The sequence below is a fragment of the Streptomyces sp. NPDC030798 genome, assembly GCF_055572275.1.
The window spans coordinates 252,487-278,711 of sequence record NZ_JBVIDR010000012.1; the positions used below are offsets into that span (position 1 = coordinate 252,487).

27 protein-coding genes and 2 pseudogenes are annotated in these 26,225 nt (G+C 72.3%); 16 read left to right on the top strand and 13 right to left on the bottom strand.

Translation table 11 applies throughout. The annotated features are described in order from the left end of the window. Positions 1-56: 56 nt before the first annotated feature. On the bottom strand, positions 57-2,582 hold the full coding sequence (locus tag ACZ404_RS27010) for a GH32 C-terminal domain-containing protein (protein ID WP_468444186.1): 2,526 nt from the start codon (positions 2,580-2,582) through the stop codon (positions 57-59). A 177-nt stretch (positions 2,583-2,759) separates the two neighbouring features. Here ACZ404_RS27010 and ACZ404_RS27015 point away from each other — a divergent pair, with 177 nt between their 5' ends. Together ACZ404_RS27015 and ACZ404_RS27020 are read left to right on the top strand one after the other, a co-directional pair. Continuing rightward, positions 2,760-3,863: a LacI family DNA-binding transcriptional regulator gene (locus ACZ404_RS27015; protein ID WP_468444188.1), complete on the top strand. Its 1,104-nt coding sequence runs from the start codon at positions 2,760-2,762 to the stop codon at positions 3,861-3,863. A gap of 131 nt (positions 3,864-3,994) precedes the next feature. Further along, positions 3,995-4,399, top strand: coding sequence for a DUF6234 family protein (locus tag ACZ404_RS27020; RefSeq protein WP_468444190.1), 405 nt, complete (start codon positions 3,995-3,997; stop codon positions 4,397-4,399). Between the two features lie 79 nt (positions 4,400-4,478). Here the strand turns inward: ACZ404_RS27020 and ACZ404_RS27025 are convergent, their stop codons facing one another. The 3 genes from ACZ404_RS27025 to ACZ404_RS27035 form a co-directional block, all read right to left on the bottom strand. Continuing rightward, the gene (locus ACZ404_RS27025; protein WP_468444192.1) at positions 4,479-5,132 is read right to left on the bottom strand and encodes a LuxR C-terminal-related transcriptional regulator; all 654 of its coding nucleotides are present in this window, start codon (positions 5,130-5,132) and stop codon (positions 4,479-4,481) included. A gap of 10 nt (positions 5,133-5,142) precedes the next feature. After that, positions 5,143-6,411: a sensor histidine kinase gene (locus ACZ404_RS27030; protein WP_468444194.1), complete on the bottom strand. Its 1,269-nt coding sequence runs from the start codon at positions 6,409-6,411 to the stop codon at positions 5,143-5,145. A gap of 243 nt (positions 6,412-6,654) precedes the next feature. After that, positions 6,655-7,149, bottom strand: coding sequence for a hypothetical protein (locus ACZ404_RS27035; RefSeq protein ID WP_468444196.1), 495 nt, complete (start codon positions 7,147-7,149; stop codon positions 6,655-6,657). Between the two features lie 392 nt (positions 7,150-7,541). Here ACZ404_RS27035 and ACZ404_RS27040 point away from each other — a divergent pair, with 392 nt between their 5' ends. From ACZ404_RS27040 to ACZ404_RS27050, 3 genes are read left to right on the top strand one after another with little or no spacing between them, the layout of a single operon-like run. Further along, on the top strand, positions 7,542-8,747 hold the full coding sequence (locus tag ACZ404_RS27040) for an argininosuccinate synthase-related protein (RefSeq protein ID WP_468444198.1): 1,206 nt from the start codon (positions 7,542-7,544) through the stop codon (positions 8,745-8,747). 57 nt (positions 8,748-8,804) lie between these two features. Beyond that, positions 8,805-9,536, top strand: coding sequence for a 2OG-Fe dioxygenase family protein (locus ACZ404_RS27045; RefSeq protein ID WP_468444200.1), 732 nt, complete (start codon positions 8,805-8,807; stop codon positions 9,534-9,536). 43 nt (positions 9,537-9,579) lie between these two features. Then, entirely contained in the window at positions 9,580-10,548 is a 969-nt protein-coding gene (locus tag ACZ404_RS27050; RefSeq protein WP_468444202.1) for a DMT family transporter, read from the top strand. Here ACZ404_RS27050 and ACZ404_RS27055 read toward each other — a convergent pair. Continuing rightward, positions 10,483-11,484, bottom strand: coding sequence for a helix-turn-helix transcriptional regulator (locus ACZ404_RS27055; protein ID WP_468444204.1), 1,002 nt, complete (start codon positions 11,482-11,484; stop codon positions 10,483-10,485). The genes ACZ404_RS27050 and ACZ404_RS27055 overlap by 66 nt on opposite strands. A gap of 281 nt (positions 11,485-11,765) precedes the next feature. Between ACZ404_RS27055 and ACZ404_RS27060 the strand changes: the two genes are divergently transcribed. Further along, a complete protein-coding gene (locus ACZ404_RS27060; RefSeq protein ID WP_468444206.1) occupies positions 11,766-11,918 on the top strand; it encodes a hypothetical protein in 153 nt (50 codons plus the stop codon). Between the two features lie 4 nt (positions 11,919-11,922). Continuing rightward, positions 11,923-12,735 (top strand): hypothetical protein, encoded by an 813-nt coding sequence (locus tag ACZ404_RS27065; protein ID WP_468444208.1) that lies wholly within the window; start codon positions 11,923-11,925, stop codon positions 12,733-12,735. A gap of 90 nt (positions 12,736-12,825) precedes the next feature. Here the strand turns inward: ACZ404_RS27065 and ACZ404_RS27070 are convergent. After that, positions 12,826-13,029: pseudogene (locus ACZ404_RS27070) on the bottom strand (DUF4097 family beta strand repeat-containing protein); the annotation flags it as partial. Here ACZ404_RS27070 and ACZ404_RS27075 point away from each other — a divergent pair. From ACZ404_RS27075 to ACZ404_RS27095, 5 genes and pseudogenes are all read left to right on the top strand, one after another. Then, a pseudogene (locus tag ACZ404_RS27075) lies at positions 13,022-13,240 on the top strand (MarR family transcriptional regulator); the annotation flags it as partial. The pseudogenes ACZ404_RS27070 and ACZ404_RS27075 sit on opposite strands and share 8 nt — an antisense overlap. Positions 13,241-13,286: 46 nt before the next feature. After that, a complete protein-coding gene (locus ACZ404_RS27080) occupies positions 13,287-13,811 on the top strand; it encodes an RNA polymerase sigma factor (RefSeq protein WP_468444210.1) in 525 nt (174 codons plus the stop codon). Next, on the top strand, positions 13,808-14,473 hold the full coding sequence (locus tag ACZ404_RS27085) for a hypothetical protein (protein WP_468444212.1): 666 nt from the start codon (positions 13,808-13,810) through the stop codon (positions 14,471-14,473). Before ACZ404_RS27080 ends, ACZ404_RS27085 begins: the two co-directional genes overlap by 4 nt. A 117-nt stretch (positions 14,474-14,590) precedes the next feature. After that, positions 14,591-17,008 (top strand): SpoIIE family protein phosphatase, encoded by a 2,418-nt coding sequence (locus ACZ404_RS27090; protein WP_468444259.1) that lies wholly within the window; start codon positions 14,591-14,593, stop codon positions 17,006-17,008. Positions 17,009-17,135: 127 nt separating this feature from the next. Next, the gene (locus tag ACZ404_RS27095) at positions 17,136-17,687 is read left to right on the top strand and encodes a suppressor of fused domain protein (protein ID WP_468444261.1); all 552 of its coding nucleotides are present in this window, start codon (positions 17,136-17,138) and stop codon (positions 17,685-17,687) included. 140 nt (positions 17,688-17,827) lie between these two features. Here the strand turns inward: ACZ404_RS27095 and ACZ404_RS27100 are convergent, their stop codons facing one another. Continuing rightward, positions 17,828-18,079 carry a hypothetical protein gene (locus ACZ404_RS27100; protein WP_468444214.1) on the bottom strand — a complete coding sequence of 84 codons (252 nt, stop codon included), beginning with the start codon at positions 18,077-18,079 and terminating at the stop codon, positions 17,828-17,830. Positions 18,080-18,349: 270 nt separating this feature from the next. On the opposite strand from ACZ404_RS27100, the gene ACZ404_RS27105 reads away from it, so the two are divergent. After that, complete coding sequence (locus tag ACZ404_RS27105) at positions 18,350-18,601, top strand: hypothetical protein (RefSeq protein WP_468444216.1); 252 nt, start codon at positions 18,350-18,352, stop codon at positions 18,599-18,601. 11 nt (positions 18,602-18,612) lie between these two features. Next, the gene (locus ACZ404_RS27110; RefSeq protein ID WP_468444218.1) at positions 18,613-19,797 is read left to right on the top strand and encodes a flotillin family protein; all 1,185 of its coding nucleotides are present in this window, start codon (positions 18,613-18,615) and stop codon (positions 19,795-19,797) included. Positions 19,798-19,810: 13 nt separating this feature from the next. On the opposite strand, the gene ACZ404_RS27115 is transcribed toward ACZ404_RS27110, so the two are convergent. The 4 genes from ACZ404_RS27115 to ACZ404_RS27130 form a co-directional block, all read right to left on the bottom strand. Continuing rightward, positions 19,811-20,257 carry a hypothetical protein gene (locus tag ACZ404_RS27115; RefSeq protein ID WP_468444220.1) on the bottom strand — a complete coding sequence of 149 codons (447 nt, stop codon included), beginning with the start codon at positions 20,255-20,257 and terminating at the stop codon, positions 19,811-19,813. Between the two features lie 101 nt (positions 20,258-20,358). Further along, positions 20,359-20,937, bottom strand: coding sequence for a DUF2231 domain-containing protein (locus ACZ404_RS27120; RefSeq protein ID WP_468444222.1), 579 nt, complete (start codon positions 20,935-20,937; stop codon positions 20,359-20,361). A gap of 81 nt (positions 20,938-21,018) precedes the next feature. Next, positions 21,019-21,723: a helix-turn-helix transcriptional regulator gene (locus ACZ404_RS27125; protein ID WP_468444223.1), complete on the bottom strand. Its 705-nt coding sequence runs from the start codon at positions 21,721-21,723 to the stop codon at positions 21,019-21,021. A gap of 36 nt (positions 21,724-21,759) precedes the next feature. Continuing rightward, entirely contained in the window at positions 21,760-22,944 is a 1,185-nt protein-coding gene (locus tag ACZ404_RS27130) for a M23 family metallopeptidase (RefSeq protein WP_468444225.1), read from the bottom strand. Positions 22,945-23,154: 210 nt separating this feature from the next. Between ACZ404_RS27130 and ACZ404_RS27135 the strand changes: the two genes are divergently transcribed. Beyond that, positions 23,155-24,057, top strand: coding sequence for a slipin family protein (locus ACZ404_RS27135; RefSeq protein WP_468444227.1), 903 nt, complete (start codon positions 23,155-23,157; stop codon positions 24,055-24,057). Positions 24,058-24,066: 9 nt separating this feature from the next. Beyond that, complete coding sequence (locus tag ACZ404_RS27140; protein ID WP_468444229.1) at positions 24,067-24,573, top strand: glutathione peroxidase; 507 nt, start codon at positions 24,067-24,069, stop codon at positions 24,571-24,573. Positions 24,574-24,701: 128 nt separating this feature from the next. Here the strand turns inward: ACZ404_RS27140 and ACZ404_RS27145 are convergent, their stop codons facing one another. Continuing rightward, positions 24,702-24,893, bottom strand: coding sequence for a DUF397 domain-containing protein (locus tag ACZ404_RS27145; protein ID WP_468444231.1), 192 nt, complete (start codon positions 24,891-24,893; stop codon positions 24,702-24,704). 189 nt (positions 24,894-25,082) lie between these two features. Continuing rightward, on the bottom strand, positions 25,083-25,940 hold the full coding sequence (locus ACZ404_RS27150) for a helix-turn-helix domain-containing protein (RefSeq protein WP_468444233.1): 858 nt from the start codon (positions 25,938-25,940) through the stop codon (positions 25,083-25,085). Positions 25,941-26,225: the final 285 nt, after the last annotated feature.

Consider the following 26,225-nt stretch of genomic DNA (forward strand, 5'->3'; position numbering starts at 1 on the left):
AGGGATTCATTGGGCCCTGCTGTTCCTCAGCCCCTTTCGGCCGGAGAGGGAGCGCGTCACTTCCAGATGGACGCGAGTTTCCACGCCTGGAGGCGGGTGAGTTCGGCGGTGCCGTTGTCGGCGAAGAGGTCGACGCCGGTGGCGGCGGGGTCGGGGAAGATCTGGTCGGTGAGGACGACCTGTTCACCGCGGGCGTTCTGGGCGTAGACCTCCACGGAGGATGCGTCGAGGAGGATGTGCAGGCTGACGGGCTTGCCGTCGAGGGCGAGTGGGGCACGCTGGACGCCGGGGAAGGCCGGATCGAAGTCGACCGGGCCGGAGGCGGTGCGGTCCAGGTAGACCTCGCCGGTGGCGGTGTCGTAGCCGATGCGGGTGCGCCCGCCGGAGCCGGTGCGGACGTCGAGGCCGAAGCGGTCGGCGGTGCCCGGGCCGAGTTCGGCCTGGAGTTCCAGGGTGCTGCCCTGGACGCCGAGCGGCTTGGTGCCGGTGGTGACGGTGGTGGGCCGGACGGTGGTGCCGGCGGTGCGCAGGGACTTCAGTTCGCCGACCGGCTGCTGGATCAGCTCGGTCCTGCCGTTCACCGTCCGCAGGGACAGCTGTCGGGGGAACGTGTCCGCGCTGCGCCACGGGCTGGTGGGGATCGACTGCCCGTAGTTCCAGTTGTTCATCCAGGCGAGCATGACGCGCCGGCCGCCGGGGGCGTCGTTGTAGGTGTTGGCCGCGTAGAAGTCCTGGCCGTAGTCGAGCCAGTGGGCGCGCTGCAGGGTGCTGAGCGCGGGGGTGTCGGCCGCGGTGAAGTCGTCGGCGAGGATGTGGCCCCAGCCCTCCTTGTTGTGGTCGACGATCTGGATCTGCGCCTTCTTTCCGATCAGGTCCTTCAAATCCCAGGAGGTCCAGTCGAGTGTTTCGCTGTCGGATCCGGTGGCGGTGCGCACGACCTTGCCGTCGACGAGGAGGTTGACCGCGGTCTGGGTGTCGCGGACGGCCGCGGGCCGGTCGGAGAAGACGATGTCGCCGACGGCGATGTGGCCCCAGCCGCCGGCGCCCGTGTTCTGGTCGACCACCTGGATCCGCGCCTGCTTGCCGAGGTAGGCGCTGGTGTCCCAGGAGGTCCAGTCGAGGTCGCCGCTGTTGGAGCCGGTGGCGGAGGCGACCACCTTGCCGTCCACGACGAGGTTGACCGCGGTGGGGTTCGGCAGGTCGTTCGGGTGGTGGCCCATGGCGGTCTGCAGGTCGATGTACTTGCTGGTGACGGTGAAGGCGGGCGAGGTGATCGTGCCGGTGCCGGGGTCGCCGTCGGGGGTGTAGGTGTCGAGGACCCTGGGCCCGAGTTGGCCGGGCAGGCTCTCGGTGCTGGGACCCGAGTCGGCGAAGGAGCCGGTGGCGGTCCAGCCGTCGCCGTAGGTGTCGCCGGAGAAGTCCGCGAAGACCTCTCCGGGGGGCGCCGATCCGTCGCCGGCGCCGTCGACATGGGGGTGGTTGCCGCCGCCCACCAGGAAGTTGAGGTAGCGCCGGCCTACGGTGAAGTCCGGTGAGGTGAGGGTGCCGGTGGTGCCGTCGCCGCCGTTGAAGCTGTTGGCCAGTCCGGTGCCCCGGTAGCCGGAGACCGTCTGCTGGCCGGGCAGCGTGCCGGCGGCGGGGACGGCGCCGAACGCGTCGCCGGTCGCGGCCCACTCGCCGTAGGAGCCGGAGTCGAAGTCCTGCAGCACGGTGCCGCCCGGCGGGGTGTAGGCGGCGGGGTCGTCCGAAGTGAACTTCTTGCCGTCGAAGTCGCCGACGAAGTACTGGGCACCGGAACCGCCCGCGATGCCGCCGGGGTTGAGGTTGACCGCCAGCACCCACTTCGTCTTCCCGGTGTCGCCGTCGACCGGCAGCGGGAACAGGTCCGGGCACTCCCACGCCCCGCCGGCGGCGCCGGCCGGGCCGAAGTCGCTCTGGTGCGTCCAGTGCTTGAGGTCGGGCGAGGAGTAGAAGGACACCTTGTGCTGGTCGGAGAGGGCGACGGCCATCAGCCAGCTGTGCGTGGGGGCGTACCAGAAGACCTTCGGGTCACGGAAGTTGGTCGAGTCGATGTCCAGCACCGGGTTGCCGGAGTACTTGGTCCAGGTGGTGCCGCCGTCGGTGCTGTGGGCGAGGGCCTGCTCCTGCTTGCCGGTGGCCTTCTGCTGGCTGGTGTAGACGGCCACGAGCGGCGGGTTCTTCTTGGTGCCGAAGCCGGTGGAGTTGTTCCTGTCCAGCACGACGCTGCCGGAGAAGATCATCTCCTTGTCGTCCTGCGGGATGGCGAGGGGGAGTTGCTTCCAGTGCACCAGGTCGGTGCTGACCGCGTGGCCCCAGGACATGTTGCCCCAGGTGTTGCCCGACGGGTTGTACTGGAAGAACAGGTGGTACCGCCCCCTGTACCAGATCAGGCCGTTGGGGTCGTTCATCCAGTTCTGGGCCGGGGTGAAGTGGAACTGGGGCCGGTACGGCTCCTGGTAGAGCGTGTCGGCCGTGGCGGGAGAGGCGGCCACCAGGCCGAGCCCGGACAGGACGGCGAGTGCTGCGAGCAGTCTGCGGCGCGGACGAGTCGTTCTGGGCATGGTGCTCCTTCGCAGGCGTGCGGACTCGGCGCGGGGAGGGACGAAAGGCCGGCCGGAGAAGGGTGCGGGTGGCAGGACCTCGGCGTCGGGCGGTTCCGGCGACGGTTGGAAACGTTTCGCCGCAAGGTACGGGCACGCTGTCTCCCGCGTCCAGACTCTGTGCAGAAAAACCCGCGCATGACAGCATGGGCACGGCTGCACAAGGCCGTGGACCTGGAGGCGAAAACGTTGCCCGACCCGCAGAACGACACCGGTCGCCGGTCGGCGACGATGCGCGACGTCGCCACCGTGGCCGGTGTCGGCATCGCCACCGTCTCCCGGGTCGTCAACGGCAAGCCCGGCGTGACGCCGGACCTGGCGGAACGGGTGACGCGCGCCGCCCGGCTGCTCGGCTACCGCCATGACCTGACGGCCAGCAGCCTGCGCCGGGCCGACCGCCGCACCCACACCCTCGGCCTGGTCCTGGAGGACGCGGCCAACCCCTTCTCCGCCGCCCTGCAGCGCGCCGTGGAGGACGCCGCCGCCGACCGGGGCACGCTGGTCCTGGCCGGATCCACCGACGAGGACCCGGTCCGCGAGCGCGGCCTGGTGGAGACCTTCACCGCGCGCCGGGTCGACGGCCTCGTCGTCGTGCCCACCGGTCACACCGACACCGCCCTCGAGGCGGCCCGCCAGGGCGGGACACCGGTCGTGTGCGTGGACCGCCCGACCACCGCGCAGCAGGTGGACACCGTGACGGTGGACAACCGCGCGAGTGTGCGAGCGGCGGTGCACAGGCTGCACACGGCAGGCCACCGGCGCATCGCCTTCCTCGGTGACCTCCCCGCGATCTGGACCGCCGAAGAACGCCACGCGGGGTTCGTGGAGGGACTGGCCGAAGCGGGGTGCGTCCTGCACTCCCCCCTCGTACGGCGCGGCCTGCACGGTGCGGACGCCGCCGAGACGGCCACCCGGGAACTCCTCGCCCTCCCCCAGCCGCCCACCGCGTTCGTCTCCGCCCAGAATCTCCTCACCGTCGGTGCCCGCCGGGCCCTGCAGGAGCTCCGGCTGCAGCGCCGCGTGGCCCTGATCGGCTTCGACGACCTGCCCTTCGCCGACCTCCTCGAACCCGGCATCTCGGTGATCGCCCAGGACGCCACCGCCATCGGCCGGGAAGCCGCGGCCCTGCTCTTCGACCGCCTCGACGGCGAGCGGGGTCCCGCCCGCCACCGCGTCCTGGCCACCCGCTACCTCGCCCGCGGCTCCGGCGAGCTCCCGGCCGCCGAGGACAGCACCGCGTGAGCCGGTCCCCGGCATCGGTGGCGTGCCGGCGAAGCGGCGGCCCCGCGACGACAGCCGTGCGGACGTACCGCCGGGCCCTGCTGAGTACGGGTGCTCATGCGCAGCGCCGGCAGGCGCGGCACCCTGCACCCATGACCGACACCCTTTCGGCCTCGGCCCCGGCACGCCGGCTCCCCTGGTCGCGCAGGGCGCGCCCCGGCGTGGACCTCGCCCTCGCGATTGCGCTGTTCCTGTTGGAGAGCGCGTGGCTCGTGCTGGACTGGATCTACGGCTACGGCCTGGAGGTATGGGCCGCGCAGGGCGACCGGGCGAGGATCGACGCGGCGGGCCTCGCGCACATCGAGCGGGTGCGGATGCTGCTGATCGCCGTACTCGTCCTGGCGGTTCTCGCCGGGATCTTCCGGGCCCGCTGGATGCTGATCGCCCACCTGCTGGTGGCCCTCGTCGCAGGCGGAGCGCTGACGACCGCGCAGCGGGAGTGGGACAGCAGCCACTCCCCGGCTCCCGCCTGCGTCCGCTACAGCGCGAACTGCTGACGGGGCAGCCGCCGCCCGGTGCGGCCGTCCTGCGGCGGAGGCCCGTTGCGCCGGTTGCCGTGGCGGCCGGGACCGGGGATCAGGCCGCTCGTGCGCTTTCCAAGTACCGCAGGACCGCCAGGACGCGCCGGTGGCCCGTCTCCGACGGGGGGAGGCCGAGCTTGGTGAAGATGTTGGCGATGTGTTTTTCCACCGCGCGTTCGGAGACGGTGAACGCGCGGGCGATGGACTGGTTCGTGCGGCCCTCGGCCATCAGGGCGAGAACCTCGCGTTCGCGGGGGGTGAGGGTGTCGAGGGCAGTGGCGCGGCGGCTCGCGCCGAAGAGCTGGGCGACCACCTCGGGATCCAGCACCGTGCCGCCGGCCGCGATCCGCTCGAGCGCGGACACGAACTCGCCGATGTCGACGACGCGTTCCTTCAGCAGGTACCCGAACCCCGAGGGGTCGCTCAGCATGCGGGCCGCGTACGTCGTCTCCACGTACTGGGAGAACAGCAGCACGCCGGTGCCGGGCCGCTCCGCACGAAGCCGCAGGGCGGCCCGTACCCCTTCGTCGGTCTGGGTCGGCGGCAGCCGGATGTCGACGACGGCGACGTCGGGTGCGTGCTCGGCGACGGCGGCGAGCAGCGCTTCCGCGTCGTCGACGGCGGCAGCCACCTCGACGCCCCGCAGCCCCAGCAGTTGGACCAGGCCGTCGCGCAGCAGCGCGGAGTCCTCGGCGATGACGACGCGCATGCCCGTTCCCTCACAGTGGCAGTTCGACGGTGACCACGGTAGGCCCTCCCGGTGGACTGTCGCAGGTCAACGTGCCGTCCACGGTGCGGATGCGGGCCAGCAGGCCGGTGAGCCCGGAGCCGGCGCCGACCGTCGCACCGCCCCGGCCGTCGTCGGCGACGCTCAGCCGCAGCCGTCCGTCGGCGGCGGTGGCGGAAAGCCTCACTTCCTTCGCGGCACTGTGTTTGGTGGCGTTGGCGAGGAGTTCGGCGGCGCAGAAGTAGGTGATGGTCTCCAGGGCGGGGCTGGGGCGGACGGTGATGCCGGTGCTGAGGGTGACGGGGAGGGCGCTGTCCGCGGCGAGGGTGGCGAGGGCCGCTTCGAGTCCCTCGTCGAGGACGGGCGGATGGATTCCCTTGACCAGGTGGCGCAGGTCGGCGATGGCCTGGGTGGCGCCCGAGCGCGCCGTGTCGACGGCGGCGAGGACCCGCTCGGTGTCCGCGCCCGTGGTGACGAGCTCGCGGATCACGGTCAGGTGCATGCCCAGGCTCACCAGGCGGGCCTGCGTGCCGTCGTGCAGGTCCCGTTCGATACGGCGCAGGGTCGCGGCGGCGTCGTCGACCGCCTGGGCACGGGTCTCCTCGAGGGCGCGGATACGGCGGTCGGCGGCGTCGGGTCCGAGCAGCGAGGCGAGCAGGGCCCGGTGCGGAGCGAGGGCGTGGCGGACCAGGTGCGGGGCCGCGGCCAGGAGAAGCAGCCCCGCGGTGACGGGAATCAGCCAGCGCGGCCAGGAGTCGAGCTGGACACCGTGCACCTGCAGGGAGACATGGGTGACCGAGCCGTCCCGGTGGTGCACCGTGTGCCGGTTCACCCGCTCGACCAGCGGGTGCAGGGTGAACAGGGCGCCGTAGACGTAGCCGATGGCCGCGGCCACGTAGGCGAGGACCGCGGTGAACGGTGCGAGCAGCGCGCATCCGACGGCCTTCCAGCCCGTACGGCTCCCCAGCACGGCTCGCCGCCAGGCGAGCGCGCCACGCGCGGCGCCGGGCGGCGGGGCCTCGATCTCCAGTCCCAGCAGCCGGCGCGCCAGTGCTCGGTGCAGCGCGCCCAGCCCCAGCGCCGCGCGCACGGTGCCGGCCAGCAGCCACGCACCCAGCGGCGTCACGGACAGCAGGCAGCCGAACGCCAGCCCCGCCAGAGTGAGCCAGCTGCCCACGATCGCGAGCGGGAAGGCCAGCGCGCTGTAGAGGAGGGCGGATGGGCCGAAGGCGGCGGTGGCCAGGGAGCGGAGACGCGGCATGGGGCCAACCTAGTTCTGCGGCCGGGACGTTCACCGGGGGAAGGTTCCTGTGCGGACGGCCGGGAAGTGCCGTGTGCGGAGCTAGGGTCTTTCGTTTGGATCAGGCCGGATCAGGGAGCGGGGTCTGGTGCCGTGCATCGCAAGGCGGAGGAGGGCGACATGGCGGAGCCATGGCAACCGACGACAACGCCGCGAGGCGCGGTGCCAGGGTCCGCGAGCCCGGCAAGATCCAAACGAGAGGCCCTAGGCCAGCAGGAGGCGGGCGATGCGGAGCTGGAGCGAGGCCATCGCCTGGCCCAGCCAGGGCATGAGCAGCAGGAATCCGAGGCCGCCGAGGACCGCGTGGAAGGCGTAGGCACCGGCGAACGTCGGGCCGCCCCAGGCCTCGGAGTAGTCGGAACCGGCGCGAAGGGGCCAGCCGAGGTTCATCGGGACGATCGACCAGCCGTACACCGTGACCGCCATGACCACGAGGTTCACCGGAGTGGCGAGCAGGGCATGGCCCAGGCCCCGCCGCCTCCCGGGCAGCTCGACGCGGAGCAGGCGACGGACGAGCCCGCGCTGAACGCGCCCGGCCGGGCCACCGATCAGGGCCAGGGGGACGCACAGGACGCCGACCGGGAAGGCGAGCACGGCATAGGCGGCCCTTCGCCAGGCCGCCGCCGTGAACGGCTCGCGGATCACCCGGCGGATGCGGAGGGCCGCGGTGGGCAGGGTGCGAACGGATGTGCTGGCCATGAGATCCCCCTCGAGAAGTGAGCCGGTGGGCCCGGCCCCTCAAGGGTTCCGCCGACGCCGCCCCGCCACCATCGTGTCCGCACGGAGGTCCGGGGTTCGGTTCACCCCACCCCGGCCCGCGGCATCACCGGGCAGTGGCGGCCGGGCGGGACGCCGCCAGAGTCCTTCACCCTGCCCAGGTCCTCCCCATCGGCTCGTACGACGACGAGGCACCGGTCCTGGCCAGGCTCCACCCCGTGGAGGCGCGACCCGGTCCGGCGCACACCCCCTGGCCCGAGGCAGGGTGTTTCCGGGTCCGGTCATGGCCGGGCGTGGACGCCGGGAATCCATTGTCGGGCACTGCCCGGCACGGCAGGCTCCCACCTGTGACCAGCGCAGAGGTTGGAGAGGCCATGCTTTCCCCGCTCATACGTTCTTTCTCGCAGCTCGACTCCCTGGACCCGGACCGCCCCGTCGTGACCCTGTTCAGCGGCGGACTCGACAGCTCGTATCTGCTGCTGCGGCTGCGGCGGATGGGCATCCGCGAGGTGCACGCCGTGAGCGTCGACATCGGCGAGGACGAGTCCAGCACCTACAAGCGGCAGGTGGCCGAAGCACTGGGTGCGAGGATCCACATCCTCGACCGGCGTGCCGAGTTCGCCGGCCGGTACGTGGCTCCCGCGATCGCCGCGCAGGCCGTCTACCTCGGCATCCACCCCGTCAGCTCCACCCTCAGCCGGCCGCTGATCGCCCACAGCGCGGTCGAACTGGCCCGTTCGCTCGGCGCGCAGGCCGTCCTGCACACCGCCAACCGCTCCCAGAACACCCTGCGCCGCCTCAACGGGGCGCTGGCGCTGCTCGGTTACGAGGGCGCGTTCGGCAGCCCGTACGACCTCGACCCCGTCACCCGCGACGACAAGCTCAGCGAGTTGCGGACCGCCGGAATCGATCTGCTCGCCGGGCGGATCGTCAGCGGCGACTCCAACCTGTGGTGCCGTGAGTTCGAGTCGGGCATCCTCGACGATCCCGAGCTGCACGAGGTCCCGGAGGAGATGTACGCGTGGAGCCGGCCGACCGCCGTGCCCGGTGACACCGACACCCTGACCGTCACGTTCGAACACGGGCTGCCCGTCGCCCTCGACGGAGAACCGCTGCCGCTGACCGTGCTGATCGACCGTCTCAACCGGAGGGTCGGCGCGTACGGGCTCGGCCGCTACTCCGGCCTGGAGCACCTCGACCACGGTGAAAAGGTGCTCGAAATCCGCGAAATGCCCGCCGCCTGGCTCCTGCTCAGCAGCTACCGGCACGTCGAGAGCGCCTGTCTGGACGCCGAACTCATCCGGGAGAAGCGGCACCTCGAGCAGGTGTGGACGCGGGAGGCCCTCGAAGGCCGCTGGTTCGGCGAACTGCGCCTCGCCACCCAGGTGTTCATCGACGCCTGCGCCTCCCGCACCACCGGGTCCGTGACCTGGACGCTGCGCACCGGCGGCGCCGACACCCGCTCCATCACCGCCGGAGCACCGCTGTACCTGCGCGACCGGGAGGCGTGGGAGGAGCGGGCGATCGACGCGGAGTCGGCGCCGTTCGCCCGTGCCGGAGCCCAGCTCGTCACCGTCTGACCTCGTTCGTTTCCTTCTTTCGTCCTCTTTCTCCACCTCTTTCTCCAGGGAACCGCCATGACCACTGCCACCGCTCATCACCCCGTAGCCGTCGACGCCGTCAACGCCCTCGCCGGTCCCGGCGGTCACCTGATGCCCTCCGCGCAGCTCTCCGCACTCGCGGGTGTCGATGCCGCCGACTGGGCGCGCTTCGCCGCCCACTGGGACGACCTCACCCTCGACACGTACATGGCCGACGGAGGCACGTACCGTTTCCGGCGCTACGGCCAGTTCGGGCTCGACCCGGCCGCGGGTGAACTGACCCTGCTGCCGCACGAGCCGTACCGCCAGGAGTCGGACATCAACCCGCTCAACGGAGGCATCGAGCGGATCTTCGACCCGCTGACCGAGTCCTTCGCCGGTGACCCGCTGCTGCGCTCCCTCCTCGTCGAACTCGGCCGGATCTTCACCGCCGTCGACGGCACGGAGTCGTGGAACGTGAAGCTGCACCCCTACCGCATCAGCGCCTCCGCCAACCAGCAGGGCCAGCCGGCGCCCGAGGGCCGGCACCGGGACGGCGTCACCTTCATCACCTCCCTGCTGATCGGCCGCACGAACGTCACCGGCGGTGAGAGCGGCGTCTACACCGACGAGGGCGAGCACCTGCTCACGGTTACCCTGTCGGAGCCCGGTGACCTGCTGCTGGGTGACGACCGCCGCACGCTGCACTCGGTGACCCCGGTGCAGCCGGTGGACCCCGAACTCGCCGCCCACCGCGACGTCCTGGTGATCGCCTACACCGCGCGCTGAGCCGCCGCACCGCCCCCTCACCGTCTGCCGCCTAGGAGTCCCCATGCCCATCACTGCGGCCCGCCGCGCCTGGCTGACCGATCTGCCCGTCCTGCTGGTCGCGGTGGTGTGGGGCTCCAGTTACCTCGCCGCCAAGGACATCACCACGACACGGACCGTCCTGGCCGTGCTCGTGCTGCGGTTCGCCGTCGTGCTGCCGGTCCTGGTCGTCACCGGGTGGCGCCGGCTGCGGGCGCTCGAGCGGGCCCAGATACGGGGCGCCGGTCTCCTCGGGCTGATCCTGGCCGGGATCTTCCTCCTGGAGACGTACGGCGTCGTGCACACCTCGGCGACCAACGCCGGGCTCATCATCAGCCTCACGATGATCTTCACGCCGCTCGCGGAGAGCCGGCTCACCGGGACCCGGCCCTCGGCGTCGTTCGTCGCGGCCGCGGGGCTCTCGGTGCTGGGTGTCCTGCTCCTCACCCAGGGCGCCGGGTTCAGCGCGCCGTCGCTCGGTGATCTGCTGATGCTCGGCGCGGCCGTGGCCCGTACCGTGCACGTTCTGGCGATGTCACGCCTGCGGTCGGTGCAGGGCGCGGACGCCCTGTCGATGACCACGGTCCAACTGGGCAGCTCGGTCGTGGTGTTCGCGCTGCTGTCCCTGGCACCCGGCACCGGCAGCACTCCGTGGGCGGCCGCGGCGGACTTCGGCGCCGGGAACTGGCTCGGACTGCTCTACCTGTCGGTGTTCTGCACGCTGTTCGCCTTCTTCGTGCAGATGTGGGCCGTACGCCGCACGTCGCCCTCCCGGGTCAGTCTGCTGCTCGGCACCGAGCCGGTGTGGGCCGCCGTCGTCGGGATCGCGCTCGCGGGGGACCGGCCGGGATGGCTGGGGCTGCTGGGTGCGGTGCTGGTGCTCGCGGGCACGGCCTGGGGCCGCAGTGCGGCCGCCCCGCAGCAGGCGTCAGTCGTCGAGCCAGCCGAGCCGGACGGCGCAGACCCCGGCCTGGAAGCGGCTGGCCGCGCCTAGTCGTTCGGTCAGCTCGGAGACCAGGCGGCGGACCGTGCGCTCGGAGATCCCGAGCTTGCGGGCCATCGCCTCGTCGGTGAGTCCTCCCGCGAGCATCCGCACCAGCTCACGGTGGCGGCCGGTCGGGTGCCAGTCGCCCTCGGGGCTCTCGGTCGCGGACTCGGTCAGCACGGCGGCACTGGCCCAGCAGTGCTCGAAGATCCCCCGGAACACCCCGACCAGCGTCTCGCTGCGCAGCACGACGGCGGCGATCTCCCCGTCCTCTCCCGTGACGGGCCGGGACGCCGGCACGATCGCCAGCGAGCGGTCCACCACGATCAGCCGCAGCGGCAGGGTGTGCGCGGTGCGGACCTGGGCGCCCGCGCCGTTCAGCCGTCGCAGATAGGCCGTCATGTGCGGAACGGCGGCGGCCGAGCCCAGATGGACGGTACGGATGCGTACGCCGCGGCCCAGGACGAGCCGGTCGCGTTCGAGCCCCGCCTCGACCATCTCGGCGGGCAGCGCACGTCCGGGGTGCAGCGAGAGCACCTCCTCCGCCGCGCGCTGCGAGGCGTCCTCCAGGGTGGCCGACACATTGGCCACCCCGGTCACCACCTCCATCTGCACGGAGGACAGCTCACGGGCGTGCACCGGCAGGAAGTCGGTGACGACCTGGGCGAGCGCGGAGCGTGTCTGCCGTACCGCGGCCAGCAGGGCGTCGGTGTGCTGCTCCTCGTCGAGGAGCAGCTTGCGCAGCGCGGTGTCCGGGGCGAGCGCCGTCCAGCCGTTGTGGTTGTCGGACGACGGCACGAACAGGCCGAGCCGGCTGAGCAGCCGGAGGGCCTCGGCCAGCTCCGTCCCGGTCCAGCCACCGGTCGCGGTGAGCGTCTCCGGGCGCCAGGCGGCGTTGTCGAGAGCAAGACGGTAGAGCTCCTGCGCTCGCGGGCGTGCGTCCACCTGGAATCGTCCCCCACTGATCGAACGAGCGCCGTCCCCCTGAAGCGCTCCCTCGTGATCTTAGGAACGGGTCGTCCGGCGGAGAAGCCGCGGTCCGTGATGCGGACAGCCGGACCGTCCCCCACCTGCCCCGGCCGCCGTCCGCCCCTGGCCATGGCCGGTCCCGGAACTCCCTGCGGCGTAGCCGCGGACGGCCGCGCCGGAACATGCTGATCACACAGCGACAGCCGCTGAACACACACGCATCACCCACCGAACGACGATCTTCCAGGGGGACCCTCATGTCTGCTTCTCATCTGCTCCGCGGCCTGTTCTCCGGCCTGTTCGCGGTCGTCGCCGCGGCCCTCGTCCTCGGTGGCGCGCAGAGCACCGCGACGGCCGGCGCCGAGGCCCGGGTCGTCGCCGCGAGCAGCGACTCCCTGATCTGGGGCTGACCGGATGACCAGGCCGAGCGTCGCCTTCGTCACACCGTTGACCGGTCCGCGCACGGCCTGGGGAGCGGTCCTTCTCGGCCAGCTCGAACGGATCAGAACGGCCCGCCCGGACGCCGCCGAGTGGCAGGTGTACGACGAGACGCCCGAGGTCGCCCGTACCGTCGCCGGCGGCGGCCACGCAGCCGTCGTCGGCCACACCTGCGCGGAGGGCGCCCGCCGGGCCCTGCCGGTGTACGGGGCCGCCGGGCTTGCCTGCCTGCTCCCCTTCGTCCGGGCGGGGGCGCCCGCACTGAGCTGGGCACCGGACGGGGAGGCGCTGGCCCGGACGATCGTCGAGGCGGCGGTGGCCCTGGGCGTGCGGGCCCTCTCCGTCGTCCAGGACGACGAACCCGACTGGACGGCGCTCGGGCGCGCGGTCGCCGAGGAGGCCCGGGCCGCGGGGCTCACGCTGGGCCCCGGGGGCGCGCTTGCGGTGCTGGCGCCGCAGGACCGGTTCGCGCGCTACGCACGGGGCACGGGCCCGGTGCTCACGCCGACGGACTGCGGGCTCATGTCCTTCGCGCATCTGCGCGACGCCGCAGCAGATCGCGAGGTGTGGGCCGTCCACCCCGAGATGTGCGCGGTACGCCGGGCCCGAACCGCCGTCACGGCGCTCGCGCAGGCCCTCTCACTGGCGCCGGCGCTGCGCGGAGCGGCACTGACGGACGCCGTACGGACCCACTCGGGAGCCCTGCTGGCAACCGGGGGAGCCCCCCTGGGCGGCGGCTGGTCGGTCTCCCGGCTCCCCTGGGCGTGCCCGGCACGGAACCCGTCCTGACGTCCCCCGCTGTACGGCGAGCAGGCCGCGCAGGGTCTCGATGGCCGGCGTGAAGGGCTGGTACCGGGCGATCGGGTGCGGACTGCGGGTCTACAGGCTGCGGGCGGTGATGTCGCCGTGGGAGGTGGTCGCGCGGATGGCGAGTTCGGCGGTGCCGTCGCTCTTGAGGGAGTTGCTGACACGGCCGTATGCGGTGCCGGCGTCCATGGCGGCCGACACTCCGGCCGCGGCGCCCACCGAGATGTCGCCGGACTCGGTGCGCAGCACCAGCGTGCCGCGCATGGCCGAGGTCATGTACCAGGCGATGATGTCCAGCGCCCGGGCCACCGCCCAGGTCGCCGAGACCGCTCGGCAGGGTGTCGGCATCCTCGGCCCCGGCACGCCGGCCGGCGCCCGGCTCGAGAACACCGCCCGTTTCCTCGACTTCGTCGCCGAAAGCCTCGTTCGCGCGGCGGACCAGGCCCGCGAGGTCCTGCACACCAAACCCGCGACGAACGCGGACTGACCCTCCGCGCCCGTAAGGAAGTATTGGCTCATGACATGTACGGGACGTGGAGAACATTCAGACGGCGACCGATCGTGAGCGTGCCGCACGGTTCACGGCCCTGTACGTCCGCGACCACCCCCGGGTGTCCGCGTTCGTGTACCGGCGGGTCGGTGACCGGGGCGCGGCGGAGGAGTTGACGGCCGAGGTCTTCCGGATCGCGTGGGAACGCGTGCTGCAGGGCGCGGAGGTGGGCACCGGCTGGCTGTTCGTCACCGCGCGCAATCTGCTGAGCAACCACCGTCGCGCCGCGACCCGGCTGACCGAACTGCACCGGCGCATCGGTGACGAACTGGGCCGTGCGACGGCGTCCGAGGAGGACACCGGCGTGCTCGAGGCCCTGGAGCGGCTTCCCGGACGGCACCGGGACGTCCTGCTGCTGCGCTACTGGGACGGGCTCAGCACGGCCGAGACCGCCAAGGTGCTCGGCTGCAGTGGTCCGGCGGTGTGGGTCAGGCTGCACCGCGCCCGCGAGGCCTTCCGCTCCCTGTACGCCACACCCGCGTCCCTCCAGCCCGAGGAGTCGGCATGATCAGCACGGTTCGTGTGAAGTCCCTCGTCCGGCGCGTCAATCCGGTGCCCGACCCGACGGCCGGGGACCTGTCCCCGCGCGCCCGGGCCGAGTTGGCGGAGCTCGTCGGACCCGTCGGGACGCCGCGGCGGAACCCGGCCCGGCGTGTCTCCCGGCGCGGGCTCCTCGTGGCCGCCGTCGCCTGCGCCGCCGCCGCGGTGGCCGCGGGAGTCGCCGAGTTCTCCCCCGACGATGCCAAAGCGCCCGGCCGGAGCGGTGGTCCCCTCGTCGACGAGCCGTACTTCGCGACCACCGCCCGACTGGAGAACGCCTCCGTGCTGATCGTCCGGGCGCGGCTGGGCGCCGGGCACCAGGAGACGGCCGGCGGCCTCACCGAGACCGTGGCCACGGCCGAGGTGCTGGCCACGGCCAAAGGCTCCGCCCCCACCGGCGGCACGATCGAAGTCGCCTACACGACACCCGGGTCCGGGCCCGAGACGGCCGACCTCGCCGCCGGGAGGGAGTACGTCCTGCTCCTCGACGGACTCGACGGCAACCGCTTCACCCCGGTGAACACCACGCAGGGCGTCTACGGGGTCGAGGACGGGCACGCGCGCCCCGGCCGCGACAACGGCGTCTCCCTCAGCCCCGGCGTCCTCAAGACCCTCGGGCTCACCTCCTGAGCCATGTGCCAGGAGGAAGCCCGCGGCCGACGGGCCGACGGTCCCGTCCCGCCGGCCCGCCGCACGAGGAGCCGGAGTGGGACGCCGTGGTCCGTGGGGTACCCGGGCACGGTGACGCTGGAGGAACGCGTACCGGAGGGCTCCGCCGTCGTCGTCGACGCCGGCGGGGCCGTCCTGGTCTGGAGCGCCGGGGCCGGGCAGCTGCTCGGATACGAGCCCGCCGAGATCGTGGGCCGGTCGGCCGCCGACCTGCTCGCGGCCCCCTTGCCCGGGCCCGCGCGCCGTCACGTGGCCGGCGGGCGCCGGTGCGCCGGCGAGGTCGCGCTGCGGCACCGCAACGGCAACCGGGTCGTCGTACGGCTGCAGGGGACGCCGCTGCTGGACGCGGCGGGCGAGCGGCTGTGGCTGGTCACCGGCGCCGCACCGGCGTACGCCGCCGAGCGTGCCGGGCCGGGGGCGCAGGGCCTGTGGGACCTCGCGCTCGGGCAGCTTCCCATGCCGGTCGCGATCTACGACCGTAAGGCCCGGCTGGTGGCCGCCAACGAGGCCATGACCCGGGTGATGGGCCGCACCGTGGCGGAGGTGCGCGGGCTCACCCTGTGGGAGATGCAGCCGACGCCGCCGTTCGACGAGTTCGACCGGCTTCAGCGGCAGGTCCTGCGCACCGGGGAGACGGTGTTCCACGAGGCGCACGGCCGCGCTCCCGGAGAGGTCCGGGAGCTCTCCTGGTCGATGTTCCTCTCGCCGCTGAAGGACGAGAACGGCGCCGTGCAGGGCATGTCCGCGACCCTCTTCGACACCACCGAGCAGTACTGGGCCCGCCGCCGCCTGGCCGTCCTCAACGACGCGAGTCTGCGCATCGGCACCGCCCTCGACGTGGTCCGGACCGCCGAGGAGCTCGCCGAGGTGGCGGTGGCCGGGTTCGCGGACTTCGTCACCGTGGACCTGCTGGAGTCCGTGGCCCTCGGCGACGAGCCGGAGCCGGTCCCCCGGGACGCGCCGGTCACCGTCCGGCGCACGGCGCAGCAGTCGGTGCTGGAGGGCTGCCCGGAGTCGGTGGTCCCCACCGGCGGCACCGTGGTCTACCCGGTGGGGACGCCGCCGGCGCGGGCACTCGTCGCCGGCCGGGGCACCCGGCCGCTGCCGGGCGATCCGGGACTGCGGGAGTGGGTCCGCTCGTCACCGGCCCGTGTGGAGACCATGGTCCGGCACCGGATCCACTCGGTGATGATGGTGCCGCTGCGCGCCCGGGGGGTGACACTCGGCCTGGTGCACTTCCTCCGGCACCGGACGACGCAGTCCTTCAACGACGACGATCTGCTGCTCGCCGAGGAGATGGCCGCCCGAGCCGCGGTGAGCGTGGACAACGCCCGCCGCTTCACCCATGAACGCCGCACCGCGCTGGCCCTCCAGCGCAGCCTCCTGCCCGAGCGGCCCCCGGAGCTGTCGGCGATGCAGGTGGCCTACCGCTATCTGCCGACCGGTACCGGGGCGGACGTCGGCGGGGACTGGTTCGACGTGATCCCGCTGTCCAGCGCCCGGGTCGCGCTGGTCGTCGGTGACGTCGTGGGCCACGGCATCCACGCGTCGGCCACGATGGGCCGGCTGCGGACCGCCGTACGCACGCTCGCGGACGTCGATCTCGCCCCCGACGAACTGCTCACCCAGCTCGACGACCTCGTCCTCCGGCTCGACCGGGAGGAGGGCCCGGACGTGCGCGGGCGCGGCGAGGGGGCCTCGGGCGAGGTCGGGGCCACCTGCCTGTACGCCGTGTACGACCCCGTCTCCCGCCGCTGCGCCCTGGCCCGGGCCGGGCATCCGCCGCCCGCGCTGGTGACGCCCGACGGCACCGTACGGCTGCTGGACCTGCCGGCCGGGCCGCCGCTGGGCCTGGGCGGCCTGCCGTTCGAGGCCGCGGAGGTGGAGCTGGAGGAGGGCAGTCTGCTCGCCCTCTACACCAACGGCCTGGTCGGGGCGGCCGACCGGGACATGGAGGCCGGCCTCGACCTGCTGTGCCGGTCGCTGGGCGGCCCGCCCGGACCGCTGGAGGACACCTGCGACCAGGTGGTGCGCACCGTGCAGGCCGGCCGTCCCGCCGACGACATCGTGCTGATGCTGGCCCGGACCTCCGCGCTGGGCGCCGGCAACGTGTCCACCTGGCGACTGCCGCAGGACCCGGCGGGCGTGGCCCGGGCCCGCAAGATGGCGGTGGAGCAGCTGGCCGAGTGGGGGCTGCCGGACGCGGCGTTCGCCACCGAACTGATCGTCAGCGAGCTGGTCACGAACGCCGTCCGGTACGGCGGCGAGCCCATCGTGCTGCGGCTCATTCGCGACTCGACGCTCATCTGCGAGGTCTCCGACGGCAGCAGCACCGCCCCGCACCTGCGCCGGGCCCGCGTCTACGACGAGGGCGGCCGGGGTCTGCTGCTCGTCGCCCAGCTCGCCGAGCGCTGGGGCAGCCGGCAGACGCCCGGCGGCAAGACCATCTGGGCCGAGCAGCCGCTGCCGCCCGAGACGCCCGCCGGCTCCCCCTGAGGGCGCCGGCGTCCGGCCGTCCGTCATCATGTGGCGGTGACGCAGCACAGCGAGAACACCGAGGACACCGCGGAGGCGCCCGGCTGGGACGCCATAGACGCCGCGCTCGCCCCCCCTCTACCCGGGGATCGAGCCCTTCCACGTCGGCTACTTCCCGCCCCGGGGTTTCGAGGGCGGCGCACTCCAGGGGTGCTCGGCGTACCCGGCCGAGGGGCACTGGCACTACGTGACCTACGGGCTGAGCGAGCTGTACGTCCCGGAGGAGGACGACGACCCCGAGTGGTCGGGGTGGGGCTTCGAGCTCACGCTGCGCGTGCCGCGCGGGTCGCAGGAGCAGCCGCCGCAGTGGCCGTACGCGATGCTGCAGGAGATCGCGAAGTACGTGAACGGCAGCCAGGCCCTGCTGGAGGACGGGCACCGGGTCGACTTCCGGCAACCGGTCACGGGGCACCCGCACCTTCAGGACGGGCCCGACACCCGGCTGACGGTGTTCGCCTTCACCTCCGACCCGCAGCTCGGCACCATCGACACCCCCAACGGCAAGGTCACCTTCCTGCAGGCCGTCGGCGTCACCGCGGAGGAGAAGGCGGCCATGGTCGAGACCACGACGGCGCAGGTGCTGGAGACGCTGAGGGTCGGCAACCGGCTGCTGGTCACGGATCCGGGACGCGCCGTCTGAGGGTCGGGCGGGACCCTGCCGGGAACATGCGGTGGAGCAGCGGAAAGGCCCCGGACCGGGCAGGTCCGGGGCCTTCTGCATCCACTTCCGACATCAACGGAGAGGGTCACTGACGGCCGAGAAGGCGCATTGCCGACGGCTCACCAGCCGCCGTCGCACTCCGAACCGACGTGGCCGTATTGAGCACCTGGGTTGCCCTCACCGTTGAGCAGGTTGCCGGCCAGGCCACCGGCGATGTTGATCTGATCGAGGAGGGCGATGTTCATGTCGTGGGACTTGCACCCACCGCCGTGCATGCCTTCCTCGCCTCGGGCGGCCGCGGGGCCAACGGCTATGAAGCTGAAGCAACCGATGAACGCGGCCGCGACGGCGGCCTGGTGGAGCTTGCGCATGACTCCTCCTCGGGTCGAATGGAGCGCATCGTCAGAAGATCCATTTCGCGCTCGATTCAGACGCTAATCCGACATCTCCCCCCACGCTCACCGGGAGCGCCATCCGGGGCCCTGATACTCCGTCAGGGTCATGGCGAGGCCCGGGAGGACCGGCCCGCGCCCACCTCTCGCCGCTCCCGGCGGCACCTTGCCCGCCCCTCCCCATTGGGTGCCCGCCCGCCTGGGGCTATCGTCGGAAACCTGGGGCCAGAACGAGGAGGACGGCCGGTGATGCCGCAGGACGAGGCCGTGATCGGCTGCACGGGGAAGGTTCTCATCGGCACGCGCGGATCAGCGGGTCCCGGTGAGGTCCTGGTGCGCGTCAGGGGCGGCTCGGAGACCTTCCTCGCCTGGTCGGAGGATCCCCTGCCCAAGGGGGCGACGGTGCTCGTGATCGAATCGCGGGGATGCCGCGAGGTCGGCGTCATCGAATGGGTGGATCCATTGGACGCGCTGGACGGGGATTCCGCCGGCGCCGGCTGAGGAGTACAAGGATGTTCGGATACCGCGTTCCCGCGCCCGATGAGGCGATGCTGATCTCGGGGGGCCGGCGGGGACTGGGGGGCGCGCCGTTCCGAGTGGTGACGGGGCACGGCAAGTTCGTGCTGCCCGTCTTCCGAAAGGTTCGATTCCTCACCCTGTCGATGTGCGAGTCCGAGGTCACCGAGACGTGTGTGACCCGGCAGGGCATCGCGCTGCACGTCCGCGCGGTCATCGCCTTCAAGGTCGGCAACGACCACGAGAGCATCATCAACGCCGGCCAGCGGTTCCTCTCCGACCAGGACCAGATGTCGGTGCTCACCGGCCGCATCTTCGCCGGTCATCTGCGGGCCATCATCGGCTCGATGACGGTCGAGGAGATCGTCACCGAGCGGCAGAAGCTCGCCGCCGAGGTCCTGGACACCTCGAAGATGGAGATGGCGAAGATCGGCCTGATCGTGGACTCGCTGCAGATCCAGTCCATCGACGACGGCGACACCGGCTACATCGACGCGATGTCCGCGCCGCACAAGGCCGCGATCCAGCGGCAGGCGCAGATCGCCCAGGCGCAGGCCACCCAGGCCGCGGTCGAGGCGGAGCAGGCGGCGGCCCGCAAGCAGGCCGAGTACGCCCGGCAGACCGCCATCGTGAAGGCCGAGTACTCGGCCGAGGTGGACCGCGCCCAGGCGGAGGCCGCACAGGCCGGACCGCTGGCGCAGGCGCACGCCCAGCAGGAGGTGCTGGCCGCGCAGACGGAACTGGCCCAGCGGCAGGCGAAGCTGCGCCAGCAGCAGCTCGTGGCCGAGGTCGTGAAGCCGGCCGAGGCGGAGGCCGAGCGGGTCAGGATCCTGGCCGCCGCCGAGGCACAGCGCATGAAGATCCAGGCGGAGGCCGCGGCCTCCTACGACCGGGTCGCGCTCGACCGGATGCTGATCGACCAGCTCCCGCAGATCGTGAAGGAGGCCGCCGGCGGCCTGGCCGGCGCCAACGTCAACGTCCTGAACGGCGCGGACGGCCTCGGCGAGATCGCCGCCGGCCTGGTGTCCCAGGGCCTGACCATCCTGGACTCGGTCCGGCAGAACCTGAGCGGCCCGGAGTCCGACGGCCACCGTCGCGAGCAGCCCGAGGGCAACGGCCTGCTGCAGTTGCGCGCGGGCAAGGACCGGAAGTCGGACGACGGCCCGGTGGACGTCGAGTAGACCCGCTCGCCGGTCAGCTGCCGCCCACGCCGAGCGCCGCCAGGAGCACCAGCACCAGGGTGGCGGCGCCGAGGATGCCGTGGGCGGCCACGACCGGGACGGGCAGGTGCCGTTCCGCCGGGGTCGTGTCGTCGGCGTTCGCGGCGCCGCCCGCCGTGGCCGGGACCGGGGTCCGGTACACGGGGACCCAGCGGGCGAACATCGTGAAGCCGAGCAGGGCCACGGCCACGAGGATGCCGAAGGACGTCCAGGCCAGGGCGGAGCGGTCGGCGGCGAGGTAGACGATCCAGACGACCAGCCCGGCCGCCGCGAGCAGGAAGTGCCCGAAGACCAGCGGGGCCGGGAAGCGGGTCGTCCCCGTCTGCTGCTGCCGCAGGCCGCCGCGCGAGATCCAGCGGGCCAGCAGGACGAATCCGCCGAGTGCGGTGACCACCCAGGCGACGAGAGCGGCGATGTCCATGGCGTGCTCCAGGGTTCCGTGTCGTTCCGTGTCGTGCCGAGATATTCCCAGATGTTCCGAAACATCCCGCGACGTTCCGTGTCGTTCGGAGTCGGTGATGTTCAGGGGCGGGGGCGGGACTCCTGGGCGGGACCGGTGGCGGTGCGGTAGCCCTCGGCCTGCACGGACTCCTCGGCCACGCGCACGCCGTAGCGGTACGCGAGCTTGCCGCCGAGGTGACCGGACAGGCCGAGGAGGGCCAGCGAGACGGCGGAGAGCGCCAGCTGCCCGTATCCGACGCCCTGCCCCGCGGGGTATCCGCCGCCCTGCCGCCAGGCGTAGTTGGCCGCGTACGCGGCCGTGACCGTCAGGTTCAGCGCCATGTGCACCAGGGCCGTGCGGTGGGCCGGAGTGCCGCTGGGGATGGCGAACAGGTCGAGGAAGCCGACGCAGGCCGCCGCCAGGGCGCCCAGCACACCGATGGCGATCAGCCAGGCCGAGCCGTGGGCCAGGAAGCCGGGCCGGTGCACGATCCGCGACGCGATGTCGAAGACCAGGCCGGAGACCCAGGCGCCGATCGGCACGGTGACCAGGATGGGATGGAAGGGATGCCCGTACGGGCCCGCGAGCGCACCGCTGACCGGCTGTTTCGCCTGACGCAGACGCGGCTGCGGATCGTTGGGATCACTGTTGACGGCCATACGGCACCTCGTCCCTGAGCTGCCCGGCGTGCTGTCGCGCGCTATTTCACCAACGATTGTTGGTCTTATTCGAGGCGCGGGTCAAGAGGCCTGGTTCTCGCAACGCAGTTCGACACAGCACGCGTCCGGCTGAGGCGCCAGCACCGCGCTGGTCCGGTCGCTGCCCAGACCGTTCAGGAACCCGGCCAGGAAGGCCTGGTTGACCGCGCAGACCAGGTCCGGGGCCTTGCCGGCCAGCGGGTGGAAGGGGCAGTTGCGCAGCCGGAGCAGCGTGGGCGCGGCGCGCTCGGGTTCGAACCCGAACTCCTCGAGGGCGTCGGCGGCCAGGCTCAGCCCGCGCTCGGCGCCGAGCCGGCCGGGGCGCAGCCGCTCGCGCTCGGACCCGCCCAGGCTCTCCCCCCGCCGGTAGGCCACGCGCAGCGCGGCGTCGCGGGCGGACTCGCCCTCGCCTTCCGTCAGGACGGCTTCGGCGAGGACGTCGGCGAGCATCTCGTAGCGCCGCTCGGGTATGTGCACCGCGATGGCCTCGGGCACCGGCTCGTACACCTTGGGCCGGCGGCCGACCTTGCGGATGCCCGCCGGCGCTTCGGAGCGGGTCTGGAGCAGGCCCGCCGTCACCAGTTTGTCCAGGTGGAAGGCGGCGAGCTTGCGGGAGATGCCGAGGCTGTCGGCGACCTCCTCCCGGGTCACCGGCCGCCGTTCCCGCCGTATGAACGCGAACATACGGCGGCGCGTGTCGTCACCGAGGGCGGCGAGCGAGGTCAGCGAGGCGTGGTCCAGGCCCATCGCCCCAGCGTATCGCCCACGATTGTGGGCGAAAAGCTAGGAATCCGCCCGAATCCTGCGCCCCCGGTAGAGCCGCCCCCGTACGTCCGTGAACGTGAGGTCCAGGCCCACCCCGTCGCGCTCGGCGTGGAGGTGGAGATGGGGTTCGGTGGAGTTGCCGCTGTTGCCGACCTCGCCGAGCAGCCGGCCCGGCTCCACGACGTCGCCGGGCCGCACGGTGACCGAGCCCGGGCGCAGGTGGGCCAGTTTGATGATCTCGCGGCCCGTGTCGATGACGACGTGGTTGCCGTAGGGAGGCTGGTAGCGCAGCTCGCCGGGGCGCTGGTCGGGGAGGGTGGTGGCCGCCGAGACGACCCGGCCGTGGCAGGGGGAGCGGACGGGGCGGCCGTAGGCGGCGTACGCGGTCAGGTCGGCGCTGTCGGGGCGGGTGCGGGTGCCGTGGGGGCCGAGCCCGGTCAGGTCCACGGCACCGCGCTGTTCGGAGTGCCCGGCGTGGTGGTTGACGAGCCGGCCGCCACCCTGGAGCACGTACCAGGTCCCCTCCAGTGGAAACCGCAGGGGCTGGGAGAGGGGGCTGCGCCACCGGTGCAGACGAGCGACGGCCACGACGGCGACGGCGCCGGCGAGGAGCGCGAGGGCGGCTGCGAGCCCCGTGCCGGGCTCCCCGGAGGGCAGGCCGGGCAGCCGCCAGGCCGAGGCGAGGCCGGCCAGGGCGACGGCCGCCACCGCACGGCGCACGGCCCGGGGCTGCTGGGCGGGAGCACCGAGACCCCCGGCGAGCACGAGGACGGCGGCCAGGACGGCCATGGCCGCCCCCCAGGACGCCCGGTCGGCCGCCCTCCAGACGCTGACGGCGTTCCAGAGGACGACCAGGACCAGGTATGCCGGCCAGGCCGGGGCGGCAACGTGCAGGCGCGAGCGCCGCCGCGGGGGCTCGTAGGGCGTGCCCTCGAGCAGCAGGCCGTCGATCCGGTCCTCACCCGGCCCCAGCCGCACCCAGGCCCGCACCCTGCCCTCCGGCCCGCTCACGATCAGCCCGTCGGGACTGTCCTCGACGGTCACGGGCGTCCCGGTGCGCGCCAGCGTGCCGGTCACCACCTGCTCGAACCGCTCCTCCCCCACGGCCTCCACCACCCCGGCCGCCATCCGCGCCCGGCCGGCCGGATCCGCCGCGAAGAACCGCCCCAGCACCACAGCCTCCGGCGGCACTTGTCCGATCACCGACTCCTGCACGCGCCCCCCAAGTCCCGTCTCTCGTCCGCTCTCATCGGCGCTCCCCACAGGGGAGACGACCGGAGGGGAACCGGGGTTTCTTTACGGATTCCTGATGTGCGGGGTGCATCCGGTGGAGGGCGGGTGGGTGTCCTCCTGGGTGTCCGGACAGGGGGTCCGGGACGGATGGACGTCGCGTCGCGTCGGGATGGGAGTGCCATGGAAGGCACCGTCGTCGCAGTGGTGGTCGTGGCCGCGCTCGTGCTGCTCGTGCTGAGGAGCGGGATGCGGGTCGTCAACCAGGTGGAGCGGGGGGTCGTGTTCCGGTGGGGGAAGGCCCTGCCGTCGTACCGGCAGCCGGGGATCACCTTCCTCATCCCGTTCGCCGACCGGATGCGCAAGGTGAACGTGCAGATCGTCACCATGCCGGTGCCCACGCAGGAGGGCATCACCAAGGACAACGTGTCGGTGAAGGTCGACGCCGTCGTCTACTTCCGGGTGACCGACCCGGTGCGGGCCGCCATCGAGGTGCAGGACTACATCTTCGCCGTCGGGCAGGTCGCCCAGTCCTCGCTGCGGTCGATCATCGGCAAGAGTGATCTCGACGATCTGCTCTCCGACCGGGAGCGGTTGCACGAGGGGCTTGCCCTGATGATCGACAGCCCGGCGGCCGGCTGGGGCATCCACATCGACCGGGTCGAGATCAAGGACGTCCAGCTCCCCGAGTCGCTGAAGCGGTCCATGTCTCGGCAGGCCGAGGCCGAGCGGGAGCGGCGGGCCCGGGTCATCACCGCCGACGGCGAGTTCCAGGCCGCCCAGCAGCTCGCCAACGCGTCCCGGATCATGTCGGACACCCCCGAGGCCATGCAGCTCAGGCTGCTGCAGACCGTCGTGGAGGTGGCCGCCGAGAAGAACTCCACGCTCGTCATGCCGTTCCCGGTGGAGCTGCTGCGGTACTTCGATCGCGCGACCAAGAAGATCGACGCCGATCTCGACAAGGGCGAGGCCCCCGCCGAGGCCCCGGCCATCGCCCCGGAGATCCTGGCCGCCGCCGCGGACGCGGTGGCGTCGGCGGTTCGCCCGCCGCTGCCCGCCCCGGCCCCGGCGGAGGAGAAGGGCTAGCATCCGGGCATGACCACCAATGACCTCAACGGTTCCGTGCTCGGTGTGCAGATCGGCGCGCTCCAGGGCGGCCCGGCGGATCTGGCGCAGTACGCCGGCCGACCCGTCCTCATCGTGAACGTGGCCTCCAAGTGCGGCCTGACGCCGCAGTACTCCGGGCTCGAGAAGCTGCAGGAGCGGTACGCCGCGCAGGGCTTCACCGTGCTCGGCGTGCCGTGCAACCAGTTCCTCGGGCAGGAGCCCGGCACCGCCGAGGAGATCGCCGAGTTCTGCTCGGCGACGTACGGCGTGACCTTCCCGATGACCGAGAAGGTGGAGGTGAACGGGGAGGGGCGGCATCCGCTGTACGAGCGGCTCGTCGGCTTCGCGGACGCCGAGGGGCACAGCGGTGACATCCGCTGGAACTTCGAGAAGTTCCTGATCGGCCGCGACGGCCAGGTCGTCGCCCGCTTCTCCCCCCAGACGGAGCCGGATTCGGCGGAGGTCGTGGCGGCCATCGAGGGCCAACTGGCCTAGCCGCTGCGGCGACCCGCACGGCCGAGCCCTCTCGGCAAGGACGGCGACCGGTCGAGAGGGCCCTGCGGGTGATGCGTGTGCGGTTGTCTTCGGAGGCGTCCGCGAGGGTGGGCCGGAAGGGCCCCCCTTTACGCCTTGACCGACGCGACGAAGGCGTTCCACGCGTCCGCGGGGAAGGCCAGGATCGGCCCCTCGAGGACCTTGGAGTCGCGTACGGCGAGTTCCGCGGTGGTGGGCGACTTGACCTCGACGCAGGCGCCGTTGCCCGCGGAATAGGAAGACTTCATCCACGTCTCCGAAGCGCCCTGAATCAGTGCCATGTCCACTCCTGTTGCGAGTTGCGGTGGTGCGGTTCACGCCAACCTTGTCGTCGGATTGGCGTGATCGACGCTACCGGGCAACTGGCGCCACCGGAGGAGTCGTTCACTCAAGCGGATGGCATATTCCAGGCGAGCCTTCCGCTGGAGTGGACCAATGGTGTACGATCCGGCGCCCACTGCGGAGCAGGCTCAGTCGGCGTAGTCCTTGGCCCGTTGTGCAATGAACTGCCGGGACTGTTCCACATTGAGGGACTGTGCCCGAAGATGCTCGTACATCACGGCGTACTTCTGCACGTCCTGCGCCTTCTCCAGGTACAGGTCGCTGGTGACGCCCTCGAGGTAGACGACGCTGGAGTCGGCCGCGTCCGTGAACTCCAGGATCGCGTACTGCCCGTTGAGCCCCGGATGCGCCCCGACCTCGAACGGCAGCACCTGCACGGTCACGTGCGGCAGCTGGGACATCTCGATGAGGTGCTCGAGCTGCTCCCGCATCACCAGCCGGCTGCCCACGACCCGGCGCAGCGCCGCCTCGTCCAGCACCACCCACAGCCGCAGGGGGTTGCCCTCGGCGGTGATACGTTCCTGTCGGCGCATGCGGACCTGCACCCGCTTCTCGATCTCCGCCGTCGACGTCTCCGGCAGTGCGCCCTGCACCAGCGCCTCCGCGTACGCACGCGTCTGCAACAGTCCGGTCACCAGCTGGGGTTCGTAGACCCGGAGCGACTCGGCGTCGGTCTCCAGGCCGATGTACACGCTGTACGGGATGTCCCCGAACGTGTGCCACCAGCCCTGCTGCCGGGAGTCCCGGGCCATCTCCATCAGCGAGTCGACGATGCGCTGGTCCTCGACCTCGTACACCCCGCACAGGTCGCGCACGTCGCGCTGGCTGATGCTTCTGCGGCCGTTCTCCAGCCGGCTGATCTTCGACTGCGACACGAGCAGCCGCTCCGCCACCTCCTCGGCCGTCATGCCCTTGAGCTCGCGGAGCCTGCGCAGCTCCTGGCCCAGCCGGCGCCGCCTGACGGTGGGATTGACATTGGACGCCACGGGACGTGCACCTCCGGCTGCCTGCCTGTACATCTCATACTTTGCGTATCTGCCGTTGAGCAGACTGCCACCAAGGTGCTTTCTACCGCTGGGAAACGGTGGATATGCGGCGCGTACGCGTCAGTTCGGAATCGATCGGACTCCTTACGCGGCCGAGGGGGGGGGGGGGGGAGGGGGGGGGGAAGCCCCCCCCCCCCCCCCCCCCCCCCCCCCCCCCGACTTGTGGGGGGGTTAGTGTGGCCCCCCTGCCCCCCCCCTTCGCACCTACCCCCCCTCTATCCTCTC

Excerpts from the sequence above, each read along its gene's own strand:
- ACZ404_RS27135 (WP_468444227.1), top strand. The coding sequence starts at position 23,155 with ATGGAAGGCACCGTCGTCGCAGTGGTGGTCGTGGCCGCGCTCGTGCTG.
- ACZ404_RS27125 (WP_468444223.1), bottom strand. The coding sequence starts at position 21,723 with ATGGGCCTGGACCACGCCTCGCTGACCTCGCTCGCCGCCCTCGGTGAC.
- ACZ404_RS27120 (WP_468444222.1), bottom strand. The coding sequence starts at position 20,937 with ATGGCCGTCAACAGTGATCCCAACGATCCGCAGCCGCGTCTGCGTCAG.
- ACZ404_RS27065 (WP_468444208.1), top strand. The coding sequence starts at position 11,923 with ATGACCAGGCCGAGCGTCGCCTTCGTCACACCGTTGACCGGTCCGCGC.
- ACZ404_RS27045 (WP_468444200.1), top strand. The coding sequence starts at position 8,805 with ATGACCACTGCCACCGCTCATCACCCCGTAGCCGTCGACGCCGTCAAC.
- ACZ404_RS27140 (WP_468444229.1), top strand. The coding sequence starts at position 24,067 with ATGACCACCAATGACCTCAACGGTTCCGTGCTCGGTGTGCAGATCGGC.
- ACZ404_RS27085 (WP_468444212.1), top strand. The coding sequence starts at position 13,808 with ATGATCAGCACGGTTCGTGTGAAGTCCCTCGTCCGGCGCGTCAATCCG.
- ACZ404_RS27110 (WP_468444218.1), top strand. The coding sequence starts at position 18,613 with ATGTTCGGATACCGCGTTCCCGCGCCCGATGAGGCGATGCTGATCTCG.
- ACZ404_RS27010 (WP_468444186.1), bottom strand. The coding sequence starts at position 2,582 with ATGCCCAGAACGACTCGTCCGCGCCGCAGACTGCTCGCAGCACTCGCC.
- ACZ404_RS27020 (WP_468444190.1), top strand. The coding sequence starts at position 3,995 with ATGACCGACACCCTTTCGGCCTCGGCCCCGGCACGCCGGCTCCCCTGG.
- ACZ404_RS27115 (WP_468444220.1), bottom strand. The coding sequence starts at position 20,257 with ATGGACATCGCCGCTCTCGTCGCCTGGGTGGTCACCGCACTCGGCGGA.
- ACZ404_RS27105 (WP_468444216.1), top strand. The coding sequence starts at position 18,350 with ATGCCGCAGGACGAGGCCGTGATCGGCTGCACGGGGAAGGTTCTCATC.
- ACZ404_RS27015 (WP_468444188.1), top strand. The coding sequence starts at position 2,760 with ATGACAGCATGGGCACGGCTGCACAAGGCCGTGGACCTGGAGGCGAAA.
- ACZ404_RS27040 (WP_468444198.1), top strand. The coding sequence starts at position 7,542 with ATGCTTTCCCCGCTCATACGTTCTTTCTCGCAGCTCGACTCCCTGGAC.
- ACZ404_RS27145 (WP_468444231.1), bottom strand. The coding sequence starts at position 24,893 with ATGGCACTGATTCAGGGCGCTTCGGAGACGTGGATGAAGTCTTCCTAT.
- ACZ404_RS27035 (WP_468444196.1), bottom strand. The coding sequence starts at position 7,149 with ATGGCCAGCACATCCGTTCGCACCCTGCCCACCGCGGCCCTCCGCATC.
- ACZ404_RS27030 (WP_468444194.1), bottom strand. The coding sequence starts at position 6,411 with ATGCCGCGTCTCCGCTCCCTGGCCACCGCCGCCTTCGGCCCATCCGCC.
- ACZ404_RS27060 (WP_468444206.1), top strand. The coding sequence starts at position 11,766 with ATGTCTGCTTCTCATCTGCTCCGCGGCCTGTTCTCCGGCCTGTTCGCG.
- ACZ404_RS27100 (WP_468444214.1), bottom strand. The coding sequence starts at position 18,079 with ATGCGCAAGCTCCACCAGGCCGCCGTCGCGGCCGCGTTCATCGGTTGC.
- ACZ404_RS27025 (WP_468444192.1), bottom strand. The coding sequence starts at position 5,132 with ATGCGCGTCGTCATCGCCGAGGACTCCGCGCTGCTGCGCGACGGCCTG.
- ACZ404_RS27050 (WP_468444202.1), top strand. The coding sequence starts at position 9,580 with ATGCCCATCACTGCGGCCCGCCGCGCCTGGCTGACCGATCTGCCCGTC.